The sequence below is a fragment of the Mesorhizobium amorphae genome (assembly GCF_014843845.1).
Lineage (GTDB): Bacteria > Pseudomonadota > Alphaproteobacteria > Rhizobiales > Rhizobiaceae > Mesorhizobium > Mesorhizobium amorphae_A.
The window spans coordinates 16662-40333 of the sequence record NZ_JHQS01000014.1 but is presented as its reverse complement, the minus strand read 5'-3'; the positions used below and the strand labels follow the sequence as shown (position 1 = coordinate 40333).

Annotated in this window: 26 protein-coding genes and 1 pseudogene; 21 read left to right on the top strand and 6 right to left on the bottom strand. The window is 59.6% G+C overall.

The genetic code is table 11. From position 1 onward, the window contains the following. From DH08_RS07450 to DH08_RS07430, 5 genes are all read left to right on the top strand, one after another. The gene (locus tag DH08_RS07450) at positions 1-786 is read left to right on the top strand and encodes a gamma-glutamyl-gamma-aminobutyrate hydrolase family protein (RefSeq protein ID WP_192178706.1); all 786 of its coding nucleotides are present in this window, start codon (positions 1-3) and stop codon (positions 784-786) included. Continuing rightward, the gene (locus tag DH08_RS07445; protein WP_192178705.1) at positions 783-1706 is read left to right on the top strand and encodes a DMT family transporter; all 924 of its coding nucleotides are present in this window, start codon (positions 783-785) and stop codon (positions 1704-1706) included. Before DH08_RS07450 ends, DH08_RS07445 begins: the two co-directional genes overlap by 4 nt. Positions 1707-2203: 497 nt before the next feature. After that, positions 2204-2383, top strand: coding sequence for a hypothetical protein (locus DH08_RS07440; RefSeq protein WP_192178704.1), 180 nt, complete (start codon positions 2204-2206; stop codon positions 2381-2383). A gap of 149 nt (positions 2384-2532) precedes the next feature. Further along, positions 2533-2757, top strand: a complete 225-nt coding sequence (locus DH08_RS07435; RefSeq protein ID WP_192178703.1) for a hypothetical protein — start codon at positions 2533-2535, stop codon at positions 2755-2757. A 4-nt stretch (positions 2758-2761) separates the two neighbouring features. Next, positions 2762-3013: a DUF982 domain-containing protein gene (locus DH08_RS07430; protein ID WP_192178702.1), complete on the top strand. Its 252-nt coding sequence runs from the start codon at positions 2762-2764 to the stop codon at positions 3011-3013. Positions 3014-3542: 529 nt separating this feature from the next. Here DH08_RS07430 and DH08_RS07425 read toward each other — a convergent pair. The 6 genes and pseudogenes from DH08_RS07425 to DH08_RS07405 form a co-directional block, all read right to left on the bottom strand. Beyond that, positions 3543-3845, bottom strand: a complete 303-nt coding sequence (locus DH08_RS07425) for a DUF982 domain-containing protein (protein WP_192178701.1) — start codon at positions 3843-3845, stop codon at positions 3543-3545. A 214-nt stretch (positions 3846-4059) separates the two neighbouring features. Continuing rightward, positions 4060-4181, bottom strand: a pseudogene (locus tag DH08_RS37340) (6-carboxytetrahydropterin synthase); the annotation flags it as partial. A 270-nt stretch (positions 4182-4451) separates the two neighbouring features. Continuing rightward, positions 4452-5741 (bottom strand): glycosyltransferase family protein, encoded by a 1290-nt coding sequence (locus DH08_RS07420; protein WP_192178700.1) that lies wholly within the window; start codon positions 5739-5741, stop codon positions 4452-4454. 95 nt (positions 5742-5836) lie between these two features. Beyond that, positions 5837-6430: a glycine-rich domain-containing protein gene (locus tag DH08_RS07415; protein WP_192178699.1), complete on the bottom strand. Its 594-nt coding sequence runs from the start codon at positions 6428-6430 to the stop codon at positions 5837-5839. Positions 6431-6613: 183 nt separating this feature from the next. After that, entirely contained in the window at positions 6614-7111 is a 498-nt protein-coding gene (locus DH08_RS07410) for a TroA family protein (RefSeq protein WP_192178698.1), read from the bottom strand. Between the two features lie 10 nt (positions 7112-7121). Next, positions 7122-8183: a hemin-degrading factor gene (locus DH08_RS07405; protein WP_192178697.1), complete on the bottom strand. Its 1062-nt coding sequence runs from the start codon at positions 8181-8183 to the stop codon at positions 7122-7124. A 766-nt stretch (positions 8184-8949) separates the two neighbouring features. Between DH08_RS07405 and DH08_RS07400 the strand changes: the two genes are divergently transcribed. The 16 genes from DH08_RS07400 (at position 8950) to DH08_RS07325 (ending at position 23641) form a co-directional block, all read left to right on the top strand. Further along, the gene (locus DH08_RS07400) at positions 8950-9270 is read left to right on the top strand and encodes a HesB/IscA family protein (protein ID WP_192178696.1); all 321 of its coding nucleotides are present in this window, start codon (positions 8950-8952) and stop codon (positions 9268-9270) included. Positions 9271-9293: 23 nt separating this feature from the next. Then, complete coding sequence (locus tag DH08_RS07395) at positions 9294-9668, top strand: iron-sulfur cluster assembly scaffold protein (protein WP_192178695.1); 375 nt, start codon at positions 9294-9296, stop codon at positions 9666-9668. Then, positions 9665-10882, top strand: a complete 1218-nt coding sequence (gene nifS / locus DH08_RS07390; RefSeq protein WP_192178694.1) for a cysteine desulfurase NifS — start codon at positions 9665-9667, stop codon at positions 10880-10882. Before DH08_RS07395 ends, nifS begins: the two co-directional genes overlap by 4 nt. Then, entirely contained in the window at positions 10879-12126 is a 1248-nt protein-coding gene (nifV, locus tag DH08_RS07385; RefSeq protein WP_192178693.1) for a homocitrate synthase, read from the top strand. Before nifS ends, nifV begins: the two co-directional genes overlap by 4 nt. Beyond that, positions 12110-12490: a nitrogenase stabilizing/protective protein NifW gene (nifW, locus tag DH08_RS07380; RefSeq protein ID WP_192178692.1), complete on the top strand. Its 381-nt coding sequence runs from the start codon at positions 12110-12112 to the stop codon at positions 12488-12490. Before nifV ends, nifW begins: the two co-directional genes overlap by 17 nt. 185 nt (positions 12491-12675) lie before the next feature. Beyond that, complete coding sequence (locus tag DH08_RS07375; RefSeq protein ID WP_192178691.1) at positions 12676-13527, top strand: electron transfer flavoprotein subunit beta/FixA family protein; 852 nt, start codon at positions 12676-12678, stop codon at positions 13525-13527. A 16-nt stretch (positions 13528-13543) separates the two neighbouring features. Continuing rightward, a complete protein-coding gene (locus DH08_RS07370) occupies positions 13544-14653 on the top strand; it encodes an electron transfer flavoprotein subunit alpha/FixB family protein (RefSeq protein WP_192178690.1) in 1110 nt (369 codons plus the stop codon). A gap of 11 nt (positions 14654-14664) precedes the next feature. Next, the gene (locus DH08_RS07365; protein WP_192178689.1) at positions 14665-15972 is read left to right on the top strand and encodes an FAD-dependent oxidoreductase; all 1308 of its coding nucleotides are present in this window, start codon (positions 14665-14667) and stop codon (positions 15970-15972) included. A 12-nt stretch (positions 15973-15984) separates the two neighbouring features. Further along, the gene (locus DH08_RS07360; protein WP_123169547.1) at positions 15985-16284 is read left to right on the top strand and encodes a ferredoxin family protein; all 300 of its coding nucleotides are present in this window, start codon (positions 15985-15987) and stop codon (positions 16282-16284) included. Positions 16285-16467: 183 nt separating this feature from the next. Then, the gene (gene nifA / locus DH08_RS07355; protein ID WP_192178688.1) at positions 16468-18219 is read left to right on the top strand and encodes a nif-specific transcriptional activator NifA; all 1752 of its coding nucleotides are present in this window, start codon (positions 16468-16470) and stop codon (positions 18217-18219) included. Between the two features lie 236 nt (positions 18220-18455). Next, complete coding sequence (nifB, locus tag DH08_RS07350) at positions 18456-19937, top strand: nitrogenase cofactor biosynthesis protein NifB (protein ID WP_192178687.1); 1482 nt, start codon at positions 18456-18458, stop codon at positions 19935-19937. A gap of 32 nt (positions 19938-19969) precedes the next feature. Next, complete coding sequence (locus tag DH08_RS07345) at positions 19970-20164, top strand: 4Fe-4S binding protein (protein WP_192178686.1); 195 nt, start codon at positions 19970-19972, stop codon at positions 20162-20164. Between the two features lie 92 nt (positions 20165-20256). Further along, a complete protein-coding gene (locus DH08_RS07340) occupies positions 20257-20577 on the top strand; it encodes a nitrogen fixation protein NifZ (RefSeq protein WP_192178685.1) in 321 nt (106 codons plus the stop codon). Next, complete coding sequence (nifT, locus tag DH08_RS07335) at positions 20574-20786, top strand: putative nitrogen fixation protein NifT (protein WP_192178684.1); 213 nt, start codon at positions 20574-20576, stop codon at positions 20784-20786. Before DH08_RS07340 ends, nifT begins: the two co-directional genes overlap by 4 nt. Before the next feature lie 41 nt (positions 20787-20827). Then, on the top strand, positions 20828-21733 hold the full coding sequence (locus tag DH08_RS07330; RefSeq protein WP_192178683.1) for an SIR2 family NAD-dependent protein deacylase: 906 nt from the start codon (positions 20828-20830) through the stop codon (positions 21731-21733). Between the two features lie 72 nt (positions 21734-21805). Beyond that, on the top strand, positions 21806-23641 hold the full coding sequence (locus DH08_RS07325; protein WP_345892365.1) for an ABC transporter ATP-binding protein: 1836 nt from the start codon (positions 21806-21808) through the stop codon (positions 23639-23641). Positions 23642-23672 lie beyond the last annotated feature (31 nt).

Sequence of the window (23672 nt, the reverse complement as noted above, 5' to 3'; positions counted from 1 at the left end):
TTGACCGCGATTGCAGACAGAAGTCCGGTGATCGTCGGTGTCCTTTCTAACCGCCAGACAGTGGACAGCGTCGGCTATGAGACGGTGCGCATCCGTTATCTCGAAGCCTTGCGTTCGACCGCGCGTGTTTTGCCGCTCGTCATTCCGGCCGGACTTGAGGAAGAGAGTCTGCAGGCCTGCTTTTCGGTCCTCAACGGGGTGCTGCTGACCGGGGCGGAGTCGAATGTCTCGCCCTCGCTTTATGGGGGGCCAGAAGCTTGTCCAGAGACGCTCGATCTCGACCGGGATCGGACAAGTATTGCTGCGATCAAGATTGCTCTGTCGTCCGGCATTCCGCTGTTCGGAATCTGCCGTGGGTTGCAGGAACTCAACGTCGCGCTTGGTGGTACCCTCGCAAATGACCTTTCGGAAGGTCAAGGTCGGATCACTCATGTGGAAGACCTCACGCTCCCGCGCGACCTTCAATATGCCTGCTCGCATGCAATTCAAGCCGAAGGCCGAGGTTACATTGCCCAGTGCATCCGTCGCTCGCAAAAGAAACCGGTCCTGGTCAACACCCTGCATCGGCAGGGGATCGCGCGTTTGGCTGATGGTCTTGAGGTCGATGCGCGATGTATGGACGGCGTCATCGAAGCTGTCTCCGTAAAGGGCACGGCAACGTTTGCCGCCGCCGTGCAATGGCATCCTGAATGGTTTCACGCAGAGGATCCACTTAGCGTCGAAATCTTCCGTGCATTCGGCGAAGCCTGCCGCTCCCACATGATAGCAATGAAGTCACAGCCATGAAGAATGCTTATTTGTCGTCGATCCTTGGGGCCGGTTTCGCCCTTCTCGCAGCTCTGTCCAATGGAACCGTCGGAGTGCTTTCCCGGTCCGCCTTTAATGAAGGGCTCGACCCCACCGCGGTCGCATTCTGGCGTTGCGGCATTGCTCTTTTGCTACTCTCGATCGTCATCCTTTTGAGGTCTGGAGGCTTGGCTCGACTCCTCGCCGCTTTCACGGGATCGTGGAAGATCGCCGTCTGCTCTACGCTTGGCATCTTCACGCTTTATCATTTCGAAACCCAAGCTTTCGCCTACACGCCGATCCCACTTGTTGCCATCCTTGTTTTCACTGGCGGCCTTGGTGCAATCGCTCTCGACATCCTCATACTTAAGGAAAGGGTGACCACGCGAAAGGCGTTCGCCATGACGATGGTTTTCCTTGGAGGCTACTTCCTGATTGCCGGCGACGGCATGATGGCTGGAAGCATTATCGGCATTTGCCTCGCCCTTATCGCAGGGCTAGGCTACGCCAGCTTTATTTTCGCTTGGAAATTCTTCAAGCTTCGCTCGACCCTAGAAACTTTCTGGTGGTTCCTGGCTTATGGCTTTGCCATGCTCGCCGTTCCCTACGCTTGGAGCGGCGCGCCAATCCCGTCAGTGAACACCATTCCAGCTTTGTTAGCGCTGGGGATTATCCCCTCGTTCTGCGGTTTCTACTGCACAATCCTCGCCCTTCAGCATATCGAGGCTTACAAGACGCAGGTCATCGAATCGAGTGAGCCATTCTTTTCCGCCCTCTTTGCAGCCGTGTTCTTCGGCGAATGGCTGACGGGTCCAGGAATGCTCGCGGCATTGGCCATCATTGTCGGTGCGTTGATCACATCCGTGCCTGAATGCGGCGCCATCTCCATTCAAATACGCCCAATTGGCGAAGGGGAGTAGGGCACCGTTTCCATTATTTCCAAGGACCAATATGCCTATGAACCGCGGACAGCTATTGCGTGGACAGATGGCCATGATCGAGGTCGACACGCCGGAGCAACTGGACAGCGCGTTGGCACCGGCGTCGACGCGGGTCTCCTGGACAACCTGTCGATCGAAGAGCTGGTGGGTGGCGATAGTCGGCGGCCGCGCGGCAAACGAGGCGTCCTGGCATGTAACACCCAGGACAGCGCCAGCTATTGCCGCGACCGGGGTATCGACCTCACCTCGGTCGGATGGATCATACAAGGGTGCCGATTTCTCGCTATCGGGCTGGACACACATAGTTGCTGGGAGGAGGGTAGTTCGTGTTGGTAGTCCATCTGTCGACTTCAAAAGGGAGTCGCACCGACATGCCGAGCCCTCTCAGTTCACTACTTAGATCAGACCAGCAACGCCAGTCCCACAACTCGAACGTTAAGCGGCTACCGCACTAAATCCTGCTCTCGAAATCACCCATGACCCGACGATACGACATTGAGAAGACGCCCGAAGGCTCGTGGGACATCATCGACGTGTTCACCGGGCAGCCGGTTGTCGAGATAGGCGTCCCCTTGATCGACATGTCCATCGACGAAGCCGACGATCTAGTCAACCTTCTCAACTGCCGCGATAGGGAACAGCGGTCGAACTCTTAGGCTCCCCGTCGCTCAAAGTTCCGAGCAAGCGCCTCCCTGCATTTGTGGGCTGTCACCTTGACCGGTTTCGCACGGTTTCAATCATCCATTGATGTCTTGTCGGGGGACGCGCAATATCGAATTTCGTTATCTTTGGGTACGAGGGCAGCATGAGCGTCATCCGTAAAGTCGGCCTAATTTCCACGGCAGTGCAGGTGGTTGCCTTACTTCTCGACCGGGCGGATCATGGGGACATTGTATCGATCAAAGCTACAATGAAAGAAGCTCGCGATGCTGCACCATATCTGCTGGAAAGCGACGAAGAACTAACCGAGGTTGTCGTGACGGAGGCAACCGTCCGCGGCCTGTTCGTTGCCTTTGACAGCCGAGAGTAGCCTCATGGCTCTCCATTGGTTCAACCCTCCCGTCTACGTTAGGACCCACCGCCCCGGAGTTCGGTTTGGGGTCAGCCACGTCGAGGGTGCCGCCGAGCAGCTTCTAAAGTGGAGCAACAAGGGGCCTAGGTGGGATTACGCGGTGCGCGTTTGTATGGCCGCTCTTGAGGGTGAGATGCCTACGCAAGAAGCCCGTAAGGCATTCGAGGCGGCTGCCAAGGAGGAGAAGATGTTTTTGCCAATGACTAGCGCGTAACCGGTCAGCCGGTCACTGCATGTCCGACACGTAGCCACCGACGAAGAGTGTGGTCGGCCCCTTACACGCCTGGAAGGGTTGGCATCACGCGACCCAGCAACGACGCCAGCATGTCCAGCTAGCAGCTAGCCCTTCGCCGTCCTTATTGGCTCGATCCTCGGTCTGCTGCTCGGCTAGTCCAAAGACAGGCTGAAGGTCGCAGGTCTCATCGCGGTGAAAGGCGGAGACGACGAGTAGCTTAGGTTGCTTTCCAATGAGTTCCTCGACTTCGGCCTTGGTCGCCCTGGGTGGCCCAAGCGCGAACGGTGTCGAGCGGGCACTGCATCCGGCATAGATGCCTATTTGATGCCAATCGGCAACGCCGTGCACTTCCTTCACGCGACCCTTTTCCTCCACCCAACTCCCGGCGCCAAAAAACGCCTCTCGGCCAAGTTTGCCGGCGTCGGATATAGATCGGGACAGTCTGCCCGCCGCGGTTGCCCTGTTTCGCGGATTTTCGACCTGGTGCGGCACCGCTGATCGAATGAGCCTATACCGCTTCCGATTCACTGCCCGATTTAGAGGGTGAGATCCAAGGCATTACAGCAGCCGGGTCTTCCAGTATGCAAGCCCGCTTGGCGAAGCTGATGAACGCCTGACGGACCACGCTGACCGGCTTGTAGCCATCGTGCGCATCGTAGCACGCTTTGAGTGCAGTCTTGTGGATCAAATCTCGACGGCTTTCGGGCCATTCTTCGAGAAAATCAATGGCGCCATCGATGCTGACAATTTCTCGCACAATGCAATTCCCGTCCTTCACGAAAACGGGGCTGCTGAATGTGGTGGCGTTCATCAAATCCCTCGAATTTTTTGAACGGCTCAATTTCGTGAGAAGGCCGCTTCAGCAACCATCGCAGAACGTGATGTCATGCCGATGACGGTGGAAAGCACGCTCGATGCTCATCCTCAGCCTTCGCGCCGTCACCGACTTCACCTGGAATGAGCCAAGCTCATCGCAAAGGGATGCCCGCTCCCACCATGACACTTTAGAAAACGACCCACACCACTAGACAAAGTTCCACACGGTATGAGTGGCCGTGCGCCCGACGGCAGCGATGGGTTTCGGGTACCCGCGAAAACATTACGCTGCCTCGAATGTGAAAGCCGGTGTTCCAGCGTGGGTGGGCAAGGCGACGGCGGCGGCGGTATTCGGCTCGCGTTCAGGCCCGTCCATCGGCCGGAATAAAAGGTTCTTAAATGCGAGGCCTTCAAAAAGCTCGGGCGCTCCATCCTTGTCCTCGGGCTATCCGCTCGACACTGGAGGCAAATCGCAGATTCGTCGCTCCAGGAAGGGAAGCAAGAACATCGAGATGCATCTCTGACGCGGTCCATGCACAAACTGCAGTCGAAGGCACATCAACGTCTGCGTCAGGTATGTTTGGATAGTGTGTAATGAGAATTACATGGATCTTATCACATCAATCAGTGGATCATGCGGAAGGGCGGTCGATTCTATTGTGCGCGAAAGAGTCTTTCCGTGATGTGAGAGGCTCGCTCGCATTTCGCGATCTGTAATTGCCAGCTCTAAGACCGACGCCAACTCGGCCACATTGTTGGGGTCTTCGGCGCGCAGGACGTTTGTCCGATCCGCCAGCTCGGCGGCGAAAGACACCTTCGAACAAATCTCACCGCTCAATATCAGCGGTGTACCACATGCCAGCACCTCACGCGGAATCTGAGGCCCATGAAACGCGATTGGAAAATTGTTTTCCAGGAACGTGATCACCGAGCAGGACCTTATGAAAGCCGGAACGTCCCACGGAGGAAGCGGTGGCAGAATGATCGTTCGACCCCGCAGCCGTTTCTTTGACGCAAGGTGGTTGAATGCATGAGCAAAGCGATCAGGCGCGGCACTCCACAGCGCGCGATAGGCGACCGGGAGGTTTCGATCCGCGAGGAGTTCCAGCGCATCAATTAGGCTGTAGGTTCCTTTCGCTATGCCGATTTTCCCGTAACTGCCGACAATCGGATCTGAGCACCTCAACCCTTCCCTATTCCAATAGGTCAACATCTTCAGGAAGTCGCGTTCGAAACCGTAGTTGCTGAAGAAAGCCTCCGCCTCTTCGACAAGTGCCTCAAAGTCAAATCGAGTAGGCTCCAAGAAGGAATCATCAAGCCTCCTGCCGCGAGCTTGGACCAGGCTTTCTCGTCTGACGCCCGCATTCAAGACAATCTGCACCGCATCCTGCTTTTTGCTCGCCACTACACGGCTTGCCGACGCTAAGCAGTGGTCATAGAGTGGCCCTAGATCGGCAACTTTCCTCAATCGACCCAGGTCGCTCCCGGCATGCCGCAATATGACCGGCGTGTCGACCAATCGACCAAAGATCGAAGCCGCAACGCCATAGGGTTCAAGATACCATCCAATCACCAAGTCGGGCGTACGCGACTTTGCGGCTGCGATGGCGTTTCCCAAAAGTTGGCTAAGGTACGGCGGTGCCCATGGAATGTAAGAGAGCCTTGGCACCGCCTCAAGCTGCCGAATCTCAAGCTTTCCCGCGAAGCCAGCAACCGTCGCCTCTATGCGGGATGCCGATCCCATTTGCCGGAATCCGTAGCCCATGCTGTTGGCGTTCGAGATGAAGGTTACCGTGTGGCCGGCGGTCACAAGATCGGTTGCCGCTACCCAAGTTGCCTTGGAAACACCCCCCTGGATAGGAGGCATCTTTCCGAACATCAGAATATGCATGGCCGTGCCCCTCGTTCTCAGCTGAGTATTCGGCCGAATGGCTCGGCCAATCTGGGGCCGAGCAATTCGACGCGCTCCTTCTGAAAAGTGTTGCTTCAGCTAAAGCATCCTGCGTTGCAGCCGTTGCAGCCGTCGCAGGAAGCATCTGTGTTGTGGGGTGAGCGCTTCGGCTTGGGCCAATACGGTGGGGGCGGCTCTTCCCCGTAGACCGTTCTGTAGTCCTGCAGGAAAGCGAGGTACCGGTCGATGGTACCCTGCTTAGCTACGCCATCGGGTTCCGGAATATGGTGCAGGAACCTGCCCGCCACCTCTTCGCAAAATCGAGCGTAGTCTCTAGTGAAGATGACGAACATGTGCCATAGCTCATCGACTGCGCCCATCATCCCGTATGAGCGGCCATACTGTCGGGCGGTCGCGCAGAGTGCCAAGAAACGGACAAGTTCGCGCCGATGGTCCTCTGCAACGGCTTGTGAGAAGCCGTACTGTCTCCGGTACCTCGCGAGCACAAAAGAAAGATCGAATCGTTCCGCGACTGCGGTTCGACGCAAGGCGTCTTGGATGAACCCGTCCTCTTGGGCGTATCCGTGCGGAGCACCTGTGGCGGGTTTGTCGTCAATTGATGGCGATTGATGGACAGCCGCGATGCTTGACACGTCACCGCTGCCTGTAACGAGTGTTGCTTCAGTCATGAAAGTCTCCTTTTCGTCATCCTCTGTTCGCACTTTGACCTGTCTGTGAGAACAGCTCTTGATCTGGCGACAGCACCATCGCCGGATGGGTAGCCTTTGACGTCTCCGTGGCGCCTCCGGACCCTTGTACAGATCACAAGCAAGGTCAGTACTTTGGGGGCGCTGCTTGAGCGAAGCATAGACCTAGCCTTGCGGCCTTGTATCGCTGGCGAAAGCCACACTTGATCCAAGTCGATCCCGTCCTGATCCGTGTGAGGCGCTTTTGCCTTCCTCCGACGCGGATCTTTCAAGGATGCCTTTATGGCGGTGGTCCCCCGGCAGCTCGATGAAGGGCCCGTTCGATTTCGCCAACAGATCGGCCGCTTCCTTCGCGCCGCTGTTGACCGACAGAACACCCTCCGCCGACAGCTGACGCATGTAGGCGACATCGGTCACCTTCAGCGCGGTGACATCGGTCACCTTCAGCGCGGCTTTCGGATAGTAGCTCGTCGAATTGCGAGCGATGAGATGACTTTCCTCGCCAAGCGTAGACGATCTCGGCGATGGAGCCGCCGATCCAGCGATCCGTGACGGATCGGGAAAAACAGCCCCGCCCTCATTGGCCTCGGCGGGCGAAGGGGCGGCCAGCAGAACGCCGAGCATCGGGGCGAGCACCGAGCGGAAATGAAAAGCAATACGCATTGGTCTTACCTCACGCGGCGGACGGGTTAGGAATGCGCGGCAGATTCTCGACCAGGAAGCGCCAGTCGCCGCGCTCGCGTTGGCCTTCCTGGCGCGTGCCGAAGAACTGGATGATCATCTTGCCGTCGGCACCATAGGCTTCGAGTGACGTGATGTGACCGTCCCTGGTCGGCTTGCGCACGGCCCAGACCTCGAGGATGTGGTGGGTCCTGAGATGCAGGTGGAAGGTCTCGTCGAGGACATTGATCCTGGACCCGATCGGCTTGATCGACTTGATTGGGCCGGAATGGATCTGGATGCAGCCACGATTGCCGACAAAGCACATGATCGGCATCTCGCCATCGGCCGCGTGTTCGAACATGGCGCCAACGGCATCGTTGTCGAGCAGCCAGGCGTAATCCTGGCCGACCATGCGCATCGCCTGGCAGCGGCTGAGCTCCAGCGTCTTCAACATGCCGAAGAACTGATGCACGTCCGTCAGCCGGCTCCAGTGCTCGCGCAGGTCCTCGACCGTGGCGGCTTGGTCCGGAACCTCTGCGTCATCGTCGGCTCCGCTCGCCTGAGCCGATACGATCGGCTCCTGGTTTGAGGATTCGAGTTCCGTCACCAGCTTCTGGTAAGCATCGAGGTTTGAGGCGGGCCTGAGATGCACCCTGTGCACCGCCTCGCCGGTGGCATCGAAGAACTGCAGGCTGCGGCGGATGTTGCCGCCATCGCGCTTGTCGACAGCGAAGCCATAAGCCCACACTTCCGGGAAGATACGCAGGTGGATGTCATCGCCGAGCACCATCGCATGCTGGTTGCCGGTGACCACCTTGTCGTAGACGCCGATCTTCTCGTGCACAGCGCTTTCATTGCGGGTCAGCGCCATCACCTCACCGACCGCTCCGAGGCCGGTCAGCAGATCGTTGACGCGGGGCTCGATGCGCACCGCGCCAAAACCGCAATGCGCCGCAACCAGTTCCGCTTCCGAAATGCCCAACTGGGCGGCGAGATCGCGCTCGCGAATATTCGGCATGTCTTCCTGCGCCCGCCGGATTTCGGCCGGCGAGCGTTTCACGCGCTGGTCCATGTCATCCACCTGCCTGCCTTCTGTCTGCATACTTGCGCGTCACTGATCCGCCCGCCTGTTGAAGATCCGCTGCCCTGCCTGTTGATCTTCCGCCGACAGAGCGCCGTAATGTTCGACCCCCGATCGCGTGCTCACCGAGGAACGGGGTGTTGCTGGAGAGTGTGCGCATCGCCGTCGGGCTCCCCTTGAAACCGGACGTGCTGCTTGACGGCGAAACGCAATGACACTGACCGGCAAATGCCGGTCGAATCCCATCTCAAGTCGGTTAATGGCCACCAGGGGGTGGTGAGCGATTGTGGGTGTCGACGCCAATCGGCCGATGGGGCAATCGGATTGCGCGGGCAGTACTGCTTTGCCATAGAAAGCGGAACTGACCCAGATCTGACATGTTGCTTTCCTTCCTTCGTTCCATCCCTCGCGAGGAGAAGCCCACGAGACGATTATCGGCCGGCGGGGGTTGTTGCCGCCTCGCCAAAGGGAGCTTCAAAAGTCGTGCCAATTGCGCCGAAGCAAGCTCAGAAAAATCTTCTGCATGCTATTCAACGGTTTACGTCAGAGTGGAGCAGGAACTCAGGCCGAGCAGTCCCATGTCGCGGACTCGACAAACCCGACAGTAGGTGTCGGCTGCCCGACGTCTTCCCAACAATGGCGCACAAAGATTCATCGCAGTGTTAGAGAGATCGCGCTGTTTTGAAACGGTTTTTTTCCATTGGCACGGTCCATGCGGGGTGATCCGCAAACCGTAACCGAATGGGGAAATCGAACCATGATTACGCTCACCGACGACGCCGTTGCCGCCGTCAAGACCGCTCTTTCCCGCGCCAGCGAGCCGGCGCAAGGCTTTCGCATCATGGTCCAGGCCGGCGGCTGCGCCGGCTTCAAATACATAATGGGCCTGGAGAACGTCTCGCGCGAGGGCGACGCGATCATCGAGACGGACGGGGTCAAACTGTTCGTGGATGCAGGCTCTCAACCCCATGTCGCCGGCACGACCGTCGATTTCGTCACCAGACTCGAATCCTCCGGCTTTGTCTTCGACAACCCCAACGCGCGGGGAAAGTGCGACTGCGGCAAGTCCTTCAGTTGAGCGCCCCAGATATCGAGAAGGCGATGTTGGCCTATAGCGATAAGGTCAAGGAATACTCCTTCACGCCGAAGAATGCCGGCGTTCTGGAAACGGCCAATGCAGTCTGTGCGGTCGGCGCGATCGCCTGCGGCAATGCGCTTAAAATGATCAGCACCGATCCGGTGACGGAAACGTTCAAAGTAGAGTTCCAGACCTTCAGCCGCGGCGACGCTGCAGCAAATTTGACTGATCGAAGACGCTGGCGCGGGCATTGTGAATGTCGGCGGCGACCGGGTCTACGTGAAACCGTCGGCGTCTGGCAGGGCGCCTGCGTCACCAGCAACGGCATGCGCCGGAGGCTCAATGCGACTGGCCTGGCGCTTCGCATCGTCCGGCCAACTGAGGATTCGCACGCATGAGGACTGTCTATCTTGACAACAACGCGACGACACGGGTCGATCCGGAGGTCGTTCAAGCGATGTTGCCGTTCTTTACGGATCAGTTCGGCAACCCTTCGTCGACGCACGGTTTTGGCGCCTCAGTTGGTGCAGCGGTGAGAAAGGCGCGACAGCAGTTGCAAGCGCTGATCGGCGCGGAATTCGACGATGAGATCACCTTCACCTCGGGCGGGACGGAAAGCGACAATGCAGCGATTCTTTCGGCGCTCGAGGACATGCCTAATCGAACAGAGATCGTGACTTCCGCCGTCGAGCACCCGGCCGTGCTGGCGCTCTGCGCGCATCTTGAGAAGACGCGCGGCGTCAAGGTGCACAGAATTCCAGTGGATCGCCATGGCCGGCTCGACCTCGACGCCTACAGGGCTGCCCTCACCCCACATGTGGCAATCGTCTCAATCATGTGGGCGAACAACGAGACCGGTACGATCTTCCCCGTGGCCCAGCTTGCCGAGTTGGCCAAGGAAGTTGGCGCCCTTTTCCATACCGATGCCGTGCAGGCGGTTGGCAAGCTTCCGATGGACCTAAAATCGACCGCAATCGACATGCTGTCGCTCTCCGGCCACAAGCTGCATGGCCCGAAAGGGATCGGAGCACTTTATGTAAAGCGTGGCGTGCGCTTCTGCTCGCTGATCAAGGGGGGGCACCAAGAGTACGACCGGCGTGCCGGCACCGAGAACACGCCCGGCATAGTCGGGCTCGGCATGGCGGCAGAACTCGCCTCGAAGTTCATGAACGACGAGACCACACGGGTAAAGTGGCTCCGCGACCGCCTTGAGAACGGGGTTCTCCAGCGCATCCCGAACACCTTCGTCACTGGCGATCCGCTGGAGAGGTTGCCGAACACCGCAAACATCGCCTTCGAATATATCCAAGGCGATGCAATCCCAACTCTCCTCAGCCGCGTGGGCATCGCCTGTTCGGCCGGCTCAGCCTGTAGCTCCGGCTGCCTTGAGCCGAGCCATGTCTTGAGGGCGATGAAAATGCCACATGGGGTGGTCCGCTTTTCCTTTGCGCGCGACAACGGCGAAGAGGATGTCGACCGGGTGCTCGAGGTCATGCCCGCAATCGTGGAGAGGCTGCGTGACGTTCGCAATTCTGGGCCCGGCACGCCAAGTACCGAAGACCTTCAATCGAATCTATGCCCGGGCGCCGGAAGAACCGGTAGTCGCTCATGAACCGTCGGGTCTTTCTCAACGATACGACGTTGCGCGATGGCGAGCAGGCACCCGGCGTCGCCTTTACCACTGCGGAAAAGCTGGAGCTCGCAGAGTCTCTTGCCGCAGCCGGCGTCCCAGAGATCGAGATCGGCACCCCGGCCATGGGCGGCGACGAGATCGAAACAATTCGCGCCGTGGTCGCGAGGCGTCTGCCGGTTCGGCTCACCGCCTGGTGCCGGATGAGATCGCAGGATCTCGAGGCGGCAATCGAGAGCGGCGTCACAGCCGTCAATCTGTCGCTACCTGCGTCGGACATCCAACTCGCCGCCAAGCTCGGCCTCGATCAGACGGCAGCGCTCCAGATCATCGAGCATATGGTCGGCTGCACAGCCGCCCGCGGCCTTTTCGTTGCCGTGGGCTGCGAGGATGCCTCGCGCGCCGATCGGGATCATCTCGCGCGCGTCATCGAGACGGCCGCGCGCGCGGGCGCAAGCCGCGTCAGGCTGGCTGACACGGTCGGCGTTCTCGATCCCTTTTCGACCTTTGAAATTGTCGCCCGGGTCGCGGCGCAGTCTCCCATCGACATCGAATTTCATGGCCACAACGATCTCGGCCTTGCTACCGCCAACACGCTGGCCGCCATCCGCGCCGGTGCGCGCCATGCCTCAGTCACCGTCCTCGGGCTCGGCGAGCGCGCCGGCAATGCCGCGCTGGAAGAAGTAGCCACCGCGATGACCGTCCTCGACGGCGCAGATACCGGCATCGATCTGAGCGCATTGTCCGACCTCGCGGCCCATGTGGCGCGGGCCGCCCGCCGGCCGACAGCAGCTATCAAGCCGGTCGTCGGCGCCGATGTTTTCACCCACGAATCCGGCGTTCACGTCGCAGGGCTGCTGAAGGACTCGCGCAGCTATCAGGGGCTCGATCCGGCTCTCGTGGGCCGCTGCCGGCGTATCGTCATCGGCAAGCATTCCGGCGCCACGGCAATTGCCCATGTGCTGAGCGAAAGCGGCCGCGATCTCGACCCGGATCTGGCAGCCGCTATGGTGGCCCGCGCCCGCCGCAAGGCGGCCGAGACCAAATCGACCGTCACTGCAACTCAATTGGCCGAGCTCTACGATAAAATGATCAGCGAGGCATGCCTGGCTGGTTCAGCCCATTTCATTCCGCCAACCGCGGATTGCGCGCAGGTCAGCCCTCCGACGAACGCACCGACAGCACAGTTTTCCGACCAGGGAGAATGCAATGAATTGTTCCGCTGACAGCCGCCCCATCGACGTCACTGACATCCTCGCACGACTGAAGGGCCTGTCGGCTGCGGAGGAATTCTTCGCAGTCCTTGGCGTCTCCTATGACCCGAAGGTGCTGAATGTCTCACGACTCCATATTATGAAGCGCGTGGGCCAATACCTTGCCGAAGAAGATTTCTCCGGTCTGCCCGACCAGGTAATCGCCGCGCGGGTGCGCGCCACGCTGGAACGCGCCTACGAGGACTTCGCGATTTCCTCGCCGCTCACGCACCGGGTCTTCAAGGTGCTCAAAGACCACGATCCGAACAAACCTGCCACGACGGACCGCAACTTCGTCCCGTTCGACTCCGTCCTGAAGCGGTTCGGAAAGGAATGAGCGCGACACGGTTGCGACGCGACAATGTCGAGAAGCCGACAAATCCGGTCATCACGACGGCGCCCTCAGATGCAACCAACCGAATTTCTAGGAATAGGGGCACGCAAAACAGTTGGCACGAATGATGCAACCAAGAAGATGAACCGCCAAGCCCGCATCCGGATGGGAGCCTGGAGAAACCGCCAATGCACATCGTAATCTGCATCAAGCAGGTGCCGGACTCGGCACAGATACGGGTCCATCCGGTGACGAACACGATCATGCGCCAGGGTGTGCCGACCATCATCAACCCTTACGACCTGTTCGCACTCGAAGAAGCACTCAGATTGCGCGACACCTATGGCGGCGAGGTCACCGTGCTCACTATGGGTCCGCCCATGGCAGAGGACGCGCTGCGCAAGGCGCTCGGTTACGGCGCCGACCGCGCGGTGCTCTTGACCGACCGCTATTTTGCCGGCTCCGACACGCTGGCGACTTCCTTCGCTCTTTCTCAGGCAATCGCGAAGGTTGGCGAGACATTCGGCGCGGCAGACATTGTCTTCACCGGGAAGCAGACGATCGATGGCGACACCGCCCAGGTCGGGCCCGGCATAGCCAAGCGCCTTGATCTCTTGCAACTCACCTATGTCGCGAAGATTGCCTCTATTGATCTCGCTGCTCGCGAGATCAAGGTCGAGCGCCGCTCCGAAGGCGGCACGCAGATGCTGCAGAGCAGGCTACCTTGCCTCATCACCATGCTGGAAGGCACAAACGAGATCCGCCGGGGCTCGATCGAGGACGCCCTGTGCGCCGCGCGCAGCAACGTCTTGAAGTGGAGTGCGGCCGACGCCGGGATTGAGGACCTCACCAGATGCGGCCTGCGCGGCTCGCCGACGGTCGTCAAGCGCGTTTTCGCTCCTGCTGCGCGGGCGGAAAAGGCGGTGCAAATCGACACCGCGGAGAAGACATTGCGCGACATTGCTGACGAAGTCATCGCCGCCATCTTCACCCGCCAGCCGGCGCTGGAACATGAGCTCGCCTTCAACAGCGGCGCATGAGGACCAGGAGCAGATAATGTCGACCGTGAACCGAGAAACCCCTCGCCCTGCCGCCGGCCGTGCCGGCATAAAGAAGGAACTGCCCGACCATTTCAAGGACTACCGGCACGTCTGGGTGTTCATAGAACTCGAACGCGGCCAGGTCCATTCGGTATCATTCGAGCTGCTCGGCGAAGGCCGCAAGCTGGCCGACAAGCTTGAGGTCCAGCTTGCTGGCGTCGTGCTCGGCCCGCCTGGAGAGGCCATCGGGAACGCCATTGCCGAAGCCTTCGCTTATGGCGCCGACCTTGTCTACATCGTCGAGGCGCCACTGCTCGCCGACTATCGGAACGAGCCTTACACTAAGGCGATGACGGATCTGGTCGCTACCCACAAACCCGAGATCCTTCTTCTCGGTGCGACCACACTCGGCAGGGATCTTGCTGGCTCCGTGGCGACGACTTTGCAGACAGGGCTCACGGCCGACTGCACCGAACTCGATGTGGATACCGACGGTTCGCTCGCCGCGACCCGTCCGACTTTCGGCGGTTCCTTGTTATGCACGATCTATACGCTCAACTATCGGCCGCAGATGGCTACAGTGCGACCGAGGGTCATGCCCATGCCGCAGCGGGCGGATAAGCCGGTCGGGCGTGTCATCCAGCACAAGCTGTCGATAACCGAGGACGAGATCGTCACCAAAGTCCTCGGTTTCCTGCCGGATAGCCAGTCGGCAACGGCCAATCTCGCCTATGCCAACGTCGTGGTCGCGGGAGGTCTCGGTCTTGGGGCGGCGGAAAACTTGCAGCTTGTGAAGAACCTCGCGCGAGCGCTCGGCGCCGAATATGGCTGTTCTCGCCCGATGGTCCAGAAGGGCTGGATGTCGGCTGATCGGCAGATCGGCCAAACTGGCAAGACCATCCGGCCGAAGCTTTACATAGCGGCGGGGATTTCCGGTGCGATCCAGCACCGGGTTGGCGTCGAGGGGGCCGATCTCATCGTGGCCATCAACGCCGACCCGAACGCGCCGATTTTCGATTTCGCCCACCTCGGGATCGTCACCGATGCGATCCGCTTCCTGCCCGCACTGACGGAAGCCTTCACCCGGCGGCTGTCGCCGCACAATCGCGATAAACTTGCGAGCTAAGGGAGATGGACATGATCGAGGAAAAATTCGACGCCATTGTCATCGGAGCCGGCATGTCCGGGAACGCAGCTGCTTACACCATGGCAAGCCAAGGCCTGAATGTGCTGCAGTTGGAGCGCGGTGAATATCCGGGCTCCAAGAATGTCCAGGGTGCCATCATGTACGCGAACATGCTGGAGGAGATCATCCCGGATTTCCGGGATGATGCGCCTCTCGAGCGGCATTTGGTTGAACAGCGGCTTTGGGTGATGGACGATACGTCCCACACCGGGATTCACTATCGGTCGGACGACTTCAATGAGGCGAAGCCCAACCGTTATACGATCATCCGTGCCCAGTTCGACAAATGGTTTTCGCGCAAGGCGCGCGAGGCCGGGGCGACGGTTCTATGCGAGACGACCGTGACGGAACTCGTCCGTGATGCCAAGGGCAGGGTGGTCGGCGTCCGCACAGACCGGGCCGGCGGAGCGATCTTCGCGGACGTGGTCGTGCTCGCAGAAGGTGTGTCCGGACTGCTTGGCACGCGGGCCGGCCTGCGCGAGATTCCGAAGCCGCAAACCGTGGCGCTCGCCGTCAAGGAAATGCATTTCCTGCCCGAAGAGGTCATTGAGCAGCGGTTCGGCCTCAAGGGCGACGAAGGCTGCGTGATCGAGGCGGTGGGCACCACCTCCCGCGGCATGGCCGGGCTCGGCTTCCTCTACACCAACAAGGAGTCGATCTCACTGGGCATCGGTTGCCTCGTCTCCGATTTCGCCGCAATGATGGAGAGCCCTTATGTCCTGCTCGATGCATTAAAAAACCATCCTTCGATCCGGCCGCTGATCGCTGGCGCGGAGGTGAAAGAATATGCCGCGCATCTCATTCCCGAAGGCGGCTACAAGGCGATTCCGCAGCTCTTCGGCGATGGTTGGGTCGTGGTCGGCGATGCCGCGCAACTGAACAACGCCGTTCACCGCGAGGGTTCGAACCTCGCCATGACCTCCGGCCGCATCGCGGCTGAGGCAATCGTCAAGGTCAAGAACCGCAACGGTCCTATGACCAAACGCAACCTCGCTCTCTACAAAGCCATGCTGGACAAGTCTTTCGTGGTCAAAGACTTGAGGAAATACAAAGACATGCCGGCCCTGCTCCACACCAATTCCTGCAATTTCTTCACGACGTATCCCCGGTTGATGTCGCAAGCCGCGCAGAACTTCATGCGTGTCGACGGCACGCCGAAGATCGAGAAGGAAAAGGCGACCACGGCCGCCTTCATCAAGGCGCGCTCGCGTTGGGGGCTGGTGAGCGACGCGGTCCGCCTGGCATTCGCGTGGCGCTGAGGGGGAGACGAGATGACGATCGCAGTGACGAAGTCACGTGTCGAGGACAAGCTTTACCAGAACCGCTACCTGGTCGATCCTGGCCGTCCGCATATCAAAGTGCGACCGCACGAGAGGCCAAGCGCGAACTTGCTCGCGCTGACCCACGTTTGCCCGGCGAAATGCTATGAGTTGAACGACAAGGGTCAAGTGGAGATCACCCCCGACGGCTGCATGGAGTGCGGCACCTGCCGGATATTGTGCGAGACCAGTGGCGAGATCGAGTGGGACTATCCACGCGGCGGCTTCGGTGTCCTGTTCAAGTTCGGATGACCGGCGCACGCATCGTGTCAAAAGCGTGGTTCGTACTGGACCTGAAGTTTCGGCACGTCAGCCGCTGCTAGAATGACCTCTCAAATTAGAAAGAAGCTAGTGAATAGTGTGAGTTTCGGAATTCGAATACAAAACGGCGCTTGGGAGGAGCACACCCTGGACGACAACCCCTGAGGTGTTTGCATGGCTCACGTACTGCGAAATTGGGTCGATGAAGGAGGATCTCTTAACATCCTGCCTGAACCACGGATCAACTCCAATCATGAAGCGGATATCTCGCTCAGGGGAATCTACGAGATATCGAAGATCCTGACCGCCCCCACCCGGCTTGAGATCACGATTGCGAATGTCGTGAATACCCTCTCCTCATTTGTGCAAATGCGTCATGGAGCAATCGTCGTCCTGGACGCTAAAGTGGAGCCGGAGATTGCCGCATCCGCCGGCAGCGCCCACCCACCTCAATCAGGAATTGGCCGCGTCATACCGCAAGCCGCGATAGACCAGATCGTCGCTACGGGGGCGCCGCTCGTCATACCGGATGTTAGCAAGTCCGACCTATTTCAGGCTGACCTTCAACCATCTTCGAGCGGCGGCACCGTCCCAATTGCCTTCATCGGTATCCCGGTAAAGGCTGAACACGAGATCATTGGGACATTGTCGATCGACCGTGTCGGTGATGGCGAGACCAGCTCCCCCTGCGACGAGGATGTACGCTTCCTAACCATGGTCGCCAACCTTGTCGGCCGCACCATTCGTCTCCATCACATCCTGAGCATGGATCGTCAGCGGTTCATCGAGGAGCAACGCAGACCGCAGAAATGGCTCGACGAGGAGAGGACCGACCCAGCCCGGCATCGGCATGTCAAAATCGACGGGATCATCGGAGAAAGTCCCACACTCAAGCAGGTGCTCGAAACCGTAAGGGTCGTGGCAAGGACTAATTCCACCGTGCTTCTGCGGGGCGAAAGCGGCACCGGCAAGGAATTCTTTGCCCAGGCCATCCATAAGCTTTCACCTCGGGGCAAGAAGGCGTTCGTCAAATTGAACTGCGCCGCACTGTCTGAAAGCGTTCTGGAATCGGAGCTGTTTGGACACGAAAAGGGCGCCTTCACCGGGGCTATCTCCCAGCGCGCCGGCCGATTCGAATTGGCAAATGGCGGAACACTGCTACTTGATGAAATCGGCGAGATTTCGCCTGCCTTTCAAGCCAAGCTGTTGCGCGTCCTGCAGGAAGGCGAACTGGAGCGAGTGGGCGGCACGAGAACGCTTCAGGTCGATGTCCGGCTCATATGCGCCACCAACAAGGATCTCGAGACGGCCGTCGTAAATGGGGAGTTCAGGGCCGACCTATATTACCGCATCAATGTTGTGCCAATTATCCTGCCCCCGCTCAGAGAGCGAGCCGGCGATATTCCACGCCTTGCGAACGCCTTCCTCGACCGATTCAACAAGGAGAACCATCGCGAGCTCGCCTTCGCGCCATCGGCCCTTGATCTGATCTCGCAATGCTATTTCCCTGGCAATGTCCGCGAGCTGGAAAACTGCGTGCAAAGGACGGCTACGCTTGCGCGTTCGAGGACGATCACTCCATCGGATTTCGCCTGCAAGAACAGCCAATGCCTTTCGTCGCTCCTCTGGAAAGGAGCCGACCGTTCGCATGGCGGCAATGCCATCGACGAGCTCTCCCAGCGTGACACGATGCAGGTTCGGCGCATCGGTGCCCCGGAAGGCGAGGTATCGCCCGTCAAGGTCGTCTACCCGAACGATCCCGCTTGCCCCGCAATAGGCCCGCATCTGACGGAACGCGACCGCCTGACCGACGCGATGGAGAAGGCCGGCTGGGTTCAAGCCAAGGCGGCTCGTATCCTCGGCCTCACGCCGCGGCAGGTCGGCTACGCTCTGCGCCGGCATGGTATCGAGGTGAAGAAATTCTAGGCGCCTGATGATGTCAAACGTCAGGCCGGAGTAGTCTTCCTCACATTCTGCGCGCCCAAGACGCGGTGCCCTTCGCGACCGGTTTGCTTGTCCACTGTCGGAAGCCGGACAAAATTGTGCCGGAGCAAACCGACAGAATCCGACACGGAAAGCCAATTGGTGAACTAAAACCACCCTTTGAGCTGGCATAGCTCTTGCGCCTCGAACTGCGACGTTACCAGCAACGGAGCCGTTCGATGTCCGCACCGATCATTTCGCTTGAGGGCCTGACCAGCACGACATCCTTCGACCAGTTGCTGGCGACCGCGAAATCCGGTGGCTGCGCATCTTCAACCTGCGGCTTGTCGGGAAAGTCGGACGACATGGATCCGGCTGTCTGGGAGAAGATCAAGGATCACCCCTGCTTTTCGGAAGAAGCGCATCACTATTTCGCGCGCATGCACGTCGCGGTCGCCCCGGCTTGCAACGTCCAGTGCAACTACTGCAATCGCAAATATGACTGCGCCAACGAAAGCCGGCCTGGGGTCGTTTCGGAAAAGCTGACGCCCGACCAGGCGCTACGCAAGGTGATCGCGGTCGCCAACGAGGTGCCGCAGCTTTCCGTACTCGGCATCGCCGGACCGGGCGATGCCTGTTACGACTGGAAAAAGACAAAGGCAACGTTCGAACGAGTTGCCAGGGAAATCCCCGACATCAAGCTGTGCATCTCCACCAATGGGCTGGCGCTGCCGGACCATGTCGCCGAGCTCGCCGACATCAATGTCGATCACGTGACGATCACTATCAACATGGTCGACCCTGAAGTCGGCTCAAAGATCTATCCTTGGATCTTTTACGACCATCGCCGCTACGTCGGCATTGAAGCCGCCCGGATCCTTCACGAGCGGCAGATGCTGGGCCTGGAGATGCTGACCACGCGCGGCATTCTCACCAAAATCAATTCGGTGATGATCCCCGGCGTGAACGACGAGCATCTGATCGAGGTGAACAAATGGGTCAAGGAGCGCGGCGCGTTCCTGCACAACGTCATGCCGCTGATTTCCGACCCGGCGCACGGTACCCACTTCGGCCTGACCGGGCAGCGCGGCCCAAATGCAATGGAGATGAAGACCCTTCAGGACCGTCTGGAAGGCGGCGCCAAGTTAATGCGCCACTGCCGGCAGTGCCGGGCCGATGCCGTCGGCCTGCTCGGCCAGGATCGTGGCCAGGAATTCGCGCTCGACAGCATTCCCGGCGAGGTCACCTACGATCCCAGCAGGCGCGAAGCCTATCAAGAGGTGGTCGCGAGCGAGCGCCGTGATCATGTGGCGGCCAGGAGCGAGGCGATCGGAATGGTCAAGGCAGCGGGTTCAGGCAAGTCCCTTCTCGTCGCCGTGGCCACCAGGGGCGGCGGCCGCGTCAACGAACACTTCGGCCATGCGAAGGAATTCCAGGTTTATGAAGTCTCGCCGAGAGGGATCAGCTTCGTCGGGCATCGCAAAGTCGAGCAGTATTGTCTTGGCGGCCGCGGCGATAACGCCACCCTCGACGGCGTTATCGCCGCGTTGGAAGGCATAGACATCGTGCTGTGCGCCAAAATCGGAGATTGCCCTAAGGATCAGCTGGCGGAAGCTGGAATCCGAGCAACCGACGCTTATGGCCATGACTACATCGAGACCGCGGTCAGCGCGCTTTACGCCGCCGAGTTTGGGATCCAACCGCTGGCGGCGACGGCCTGAGCTGTCTCATTCCAATCGAACCAGGAGTTAAAATGGCTTTCAAGATCATCGCATCCCAATGCACCCAATGCGGCGCCTGCGAGTTCGAATGTCCCTCCGTCGCGATCAAGTTCAAGGGCGAGAGGTACGTGATTGATCCGGACAAGTGCACCGAATGCAAGGAGGGCTTCGACACCCAGCAGTGCGCCTCGGTGTGTCCGGTGCCGAAGACCTGCGTTCCTGCCTGAATTCGGCTAGCGACACGGCCGGGTTCGCCTCCGGAGGGCACCTGGAACTCCTTTGCCGACAACCTGCAGCCTCGAGAAAAGAAGGAACGGCCATGTGGCTTGGACGCGAACAGGAGGTCGAAATCCGCAAGCCTCCCCGATTTATGCCGGGTGAGCGGGTCCGTGCCACGCGACACATAAAGAATGACGGCACCTATCCTGGCAGGGACATCGGCGAAAACCTCGTGCGCAAGGGCGACGAGGGTTATGTGCGCGACATTGGCACCTTTCTCCAGCAGTTCTTCATCTATGCGGTCGAATGGGTCGATCGCGGCACGATCGTCGGCATGCGAGCGCGTGAACTTATGAGTCTCGACAAAGTCGAAGTTCCTTGCAGGGCCGACAGCACTGCAAATCGAGGAGCAGCCAGATGAAAGTAATGATTCGCAGGACCGGTGCTGGCTTGTCGGCATATGTGCCCAAGAAGGATCTCGAAGAGCCGATCGTCAAGCTCGAGAACGAAGACGTGTGGGGCGGGGTCGTAACGCTCAAAAACGGGTGGCGGTTCATCCTGCCCGACCTTCCACGAGATACGCGTCTGCCGATCACGGTCGAGGCCAGGAAGATTTCCGACCAAGACTGATGCTGGGCGGGTTGATAACAGGGCAGTGAGAGGAAGCGAGCATGAAAACGATCCTGACCCCGCGCCACCTCGTCGTCCTCCGCGACAGTTTTGCCGAAAAGCTCCTTGACCTGCTGAATGAAGCCCTCGCGGCCGATGCGGTGATCCCATATCTCGGTCCGGGTCTCCTCCGGCTCAGCTCCGCGGAAACGCCTGTACCGCATGGTCCGGAAGCCGTCGCCGCGGCGCTCAACACGCGCGCGCCGGCCCCTTCCAGGATTCGCACCAATATGTGGTCGGTCGCACAGTTCATCGAACAGCGCCGGCATCGCCGGACGCTTCAAGCATGGATGGCCGAGATATTCGCAGCGCCGGCGGCACCGACCGTCCTTCACGCCTGGCTGGCAAAGCTGCCGCTCTCCCTCATCATCGACAGCTGGTACGACGGCGCTATGCGAGCCGCCCTCGCAGAGGCCGGCCGAGCGGACGTCGTCGAGATACAAGGCGTTACGCGGGCGAACGAAATCGGTAACATTTGGACGAAAACCTACGACTTGTCCGGGAACGAACTCGGCCCGGGGCCAGCGGCAAAGACGGTTCTCTATACCCCTCATGGCAGTGTTAGGCCGGCCGCAAATTTCCTCGTCGCCGATTCCGACTATGTCGAAGTCCTAACCGAAATCGACATTCAGACGCCGATCCCTGACGTGGTGAAGGAACGGCGCATCAACCGTGGCTTCTTCTTCGTCGGCTGCCGCTTCAACGATCAGATGCTGCGCACCTACGCCAGACAGATCATGAAGCGCTCGGAAGGATCCCATTTTGCTGTAATCGATGCGGCAACGCTCACCAGAAACGAACGTCGTTTCCTTGCAGAAAGCGCAATCACGGTCATTGACATGCCGGCAGCTGTAGCCGCGGCTCGGCTCGTCGGAGCAGGCACTGCTGCAGATGGTGGCCAGGATTAAACGTGGCGGGCGCGTTTCATGGTGAGTCGTCCCGGCGCGCACAGAAAGCGCAATTCAGTCTGGAACACACCCGTGAGCAATGATGCTATTGGCGGCGCGACGAAGCCTCTGAATTCGGTCACGCATCTTGAAGCGGCCGGGCGGGGCCGGGGCTTGAGCACGCTGCTGCGCATTACCCGAATGAATTTGCGGCACCCGTGGCAGGTCGCCTTCGCCATCGGCTCGACACTGGTAGCGGTAATCCTCCAGTTGCTCATCCCGCAGCTTCTCGGCCGAGCGATCGACCAGAGCCAGACAGCTATCGGAGGCGGTGTCACCGGGGCTGAGGCAGAAGGAGCGCTCTGGATTTCGGCTCTCCTGCTGCTCGCCGTCAGCGCTCTGCGCGGCCTCTTCACGATGGTGCAGAACTATTTTGCCGAAGCGGTCGGGCATCACGTCGCGTATGAACTGCGCCTCGCCTGCTACGAGAAGATCCAACGTCTCAGCTTTTCCTTTCACGATCAGGTGCATTCAGGCGATCTGATCACCATAGGCATGCTCGATCTCGAAGGCGTGCGGATGTATTTTTCCACCGCCCTCGTTCGCGCCCTCCTGCTCACCATGCTGATTGGAATGGGGGCCTACATGCTGATCTCCACCGATCCAGTGCTCGGTCTTCTCGCGCTCAGCTTCGTACCTTTCGTCGGCTGGCGCTCGTCCGTCACACAGCTTAGGCTGCGGGCCACCTGGCTCGACCTACAGGAGCGGTTTTCGGTCCTAAGCCGCGTGATGGAGGAAAATCTCGGAGGCATCCGCGTCGTCCGCGCTTTTGCGGCACAGACTTATGAGATGTTGAAGTTCGATCGCGCCTCGAAGAACGCGCTCGACCTCGCCCACGAGCTCGCTGACATCCACGCACCCAACACGTCGGCGATGACCTTGTCCTACTTTTTCGCCATGGGTTTGGTCCTCTGGATCGGTGGCAACAAGCTAATCGCCGGCGAGATCACCGTCGGAAAGCTCGCCACATTCCTGACATTCATGACGATCCTGCAAATGCCCGTGCGCCAGATTGGCCTGATCGTCAATGCATTCGCCCGCGCTTCCACTTGCGGTTCGCGTCTTTTCGGTCTCCTCGACCAAGATATCACAATCAGGGATGCTCCCGACGCCAGACCGCTCAAGATCAGCGAAGGCACCCTGCGCTTCGACAATGTCTCCTTTGCATATCCCAGCACCGAAAACCGCGCGATTGTGAAGAACATCAACTTTGAGGCCCGTAGGGGTGAGACAATCGCGATCGTCGGTCCGCCGGGTTCGGGCAAATCGACGATGGCTCACCTGATCCCCCGCTTTTACGACGTCACTGGGGGCGCCATCACCTTTGACGGGCAGGACATCCGCAAGGTCACCCTAGCAACTCTTCGCAAGGCGGTCGCGGTCGTACAGCAGGACGCATTCCTGTTCACCACCACGATCGAGAACAACGTCGCTTATGGCGATCCCTGGGCGAAAGAACAGCGGATTGAGCGCGCTAGCGAATCCGCCCAGCTGCACAACTACATCCTAGGGCTACCAGCAGGCTACGAGACGGTCGTGGGCGAACGCGGCATCTCTCTCTCGGGCGGCCAGCGCCAGCGTCTCACGATTGCGCGCACCATGATGCTGCGCCCGTCGGTCGTCGTTTTCGACGACTCGACCGCGGCGATCGATGCCGCCACCGAGCAGCGCATCCGCGCGGCGATACGGCGCTTCGCTAAGGAGCGGGTGACTATCATCATCGCCCACCGGCTGAGCTCGCTCATGCACGCCGACCAGATCCTTTTTATTGACAACGGCGAGATCGTCGAGCGCGGCACCCATGAAGAGCTTTTGGTGAAGCGAGAACGATATAAGGCCCTTTACGATCTGCAGATGCGCTCCGAGTGATGACATGATGATCGAGTATGGGAACGGGCGC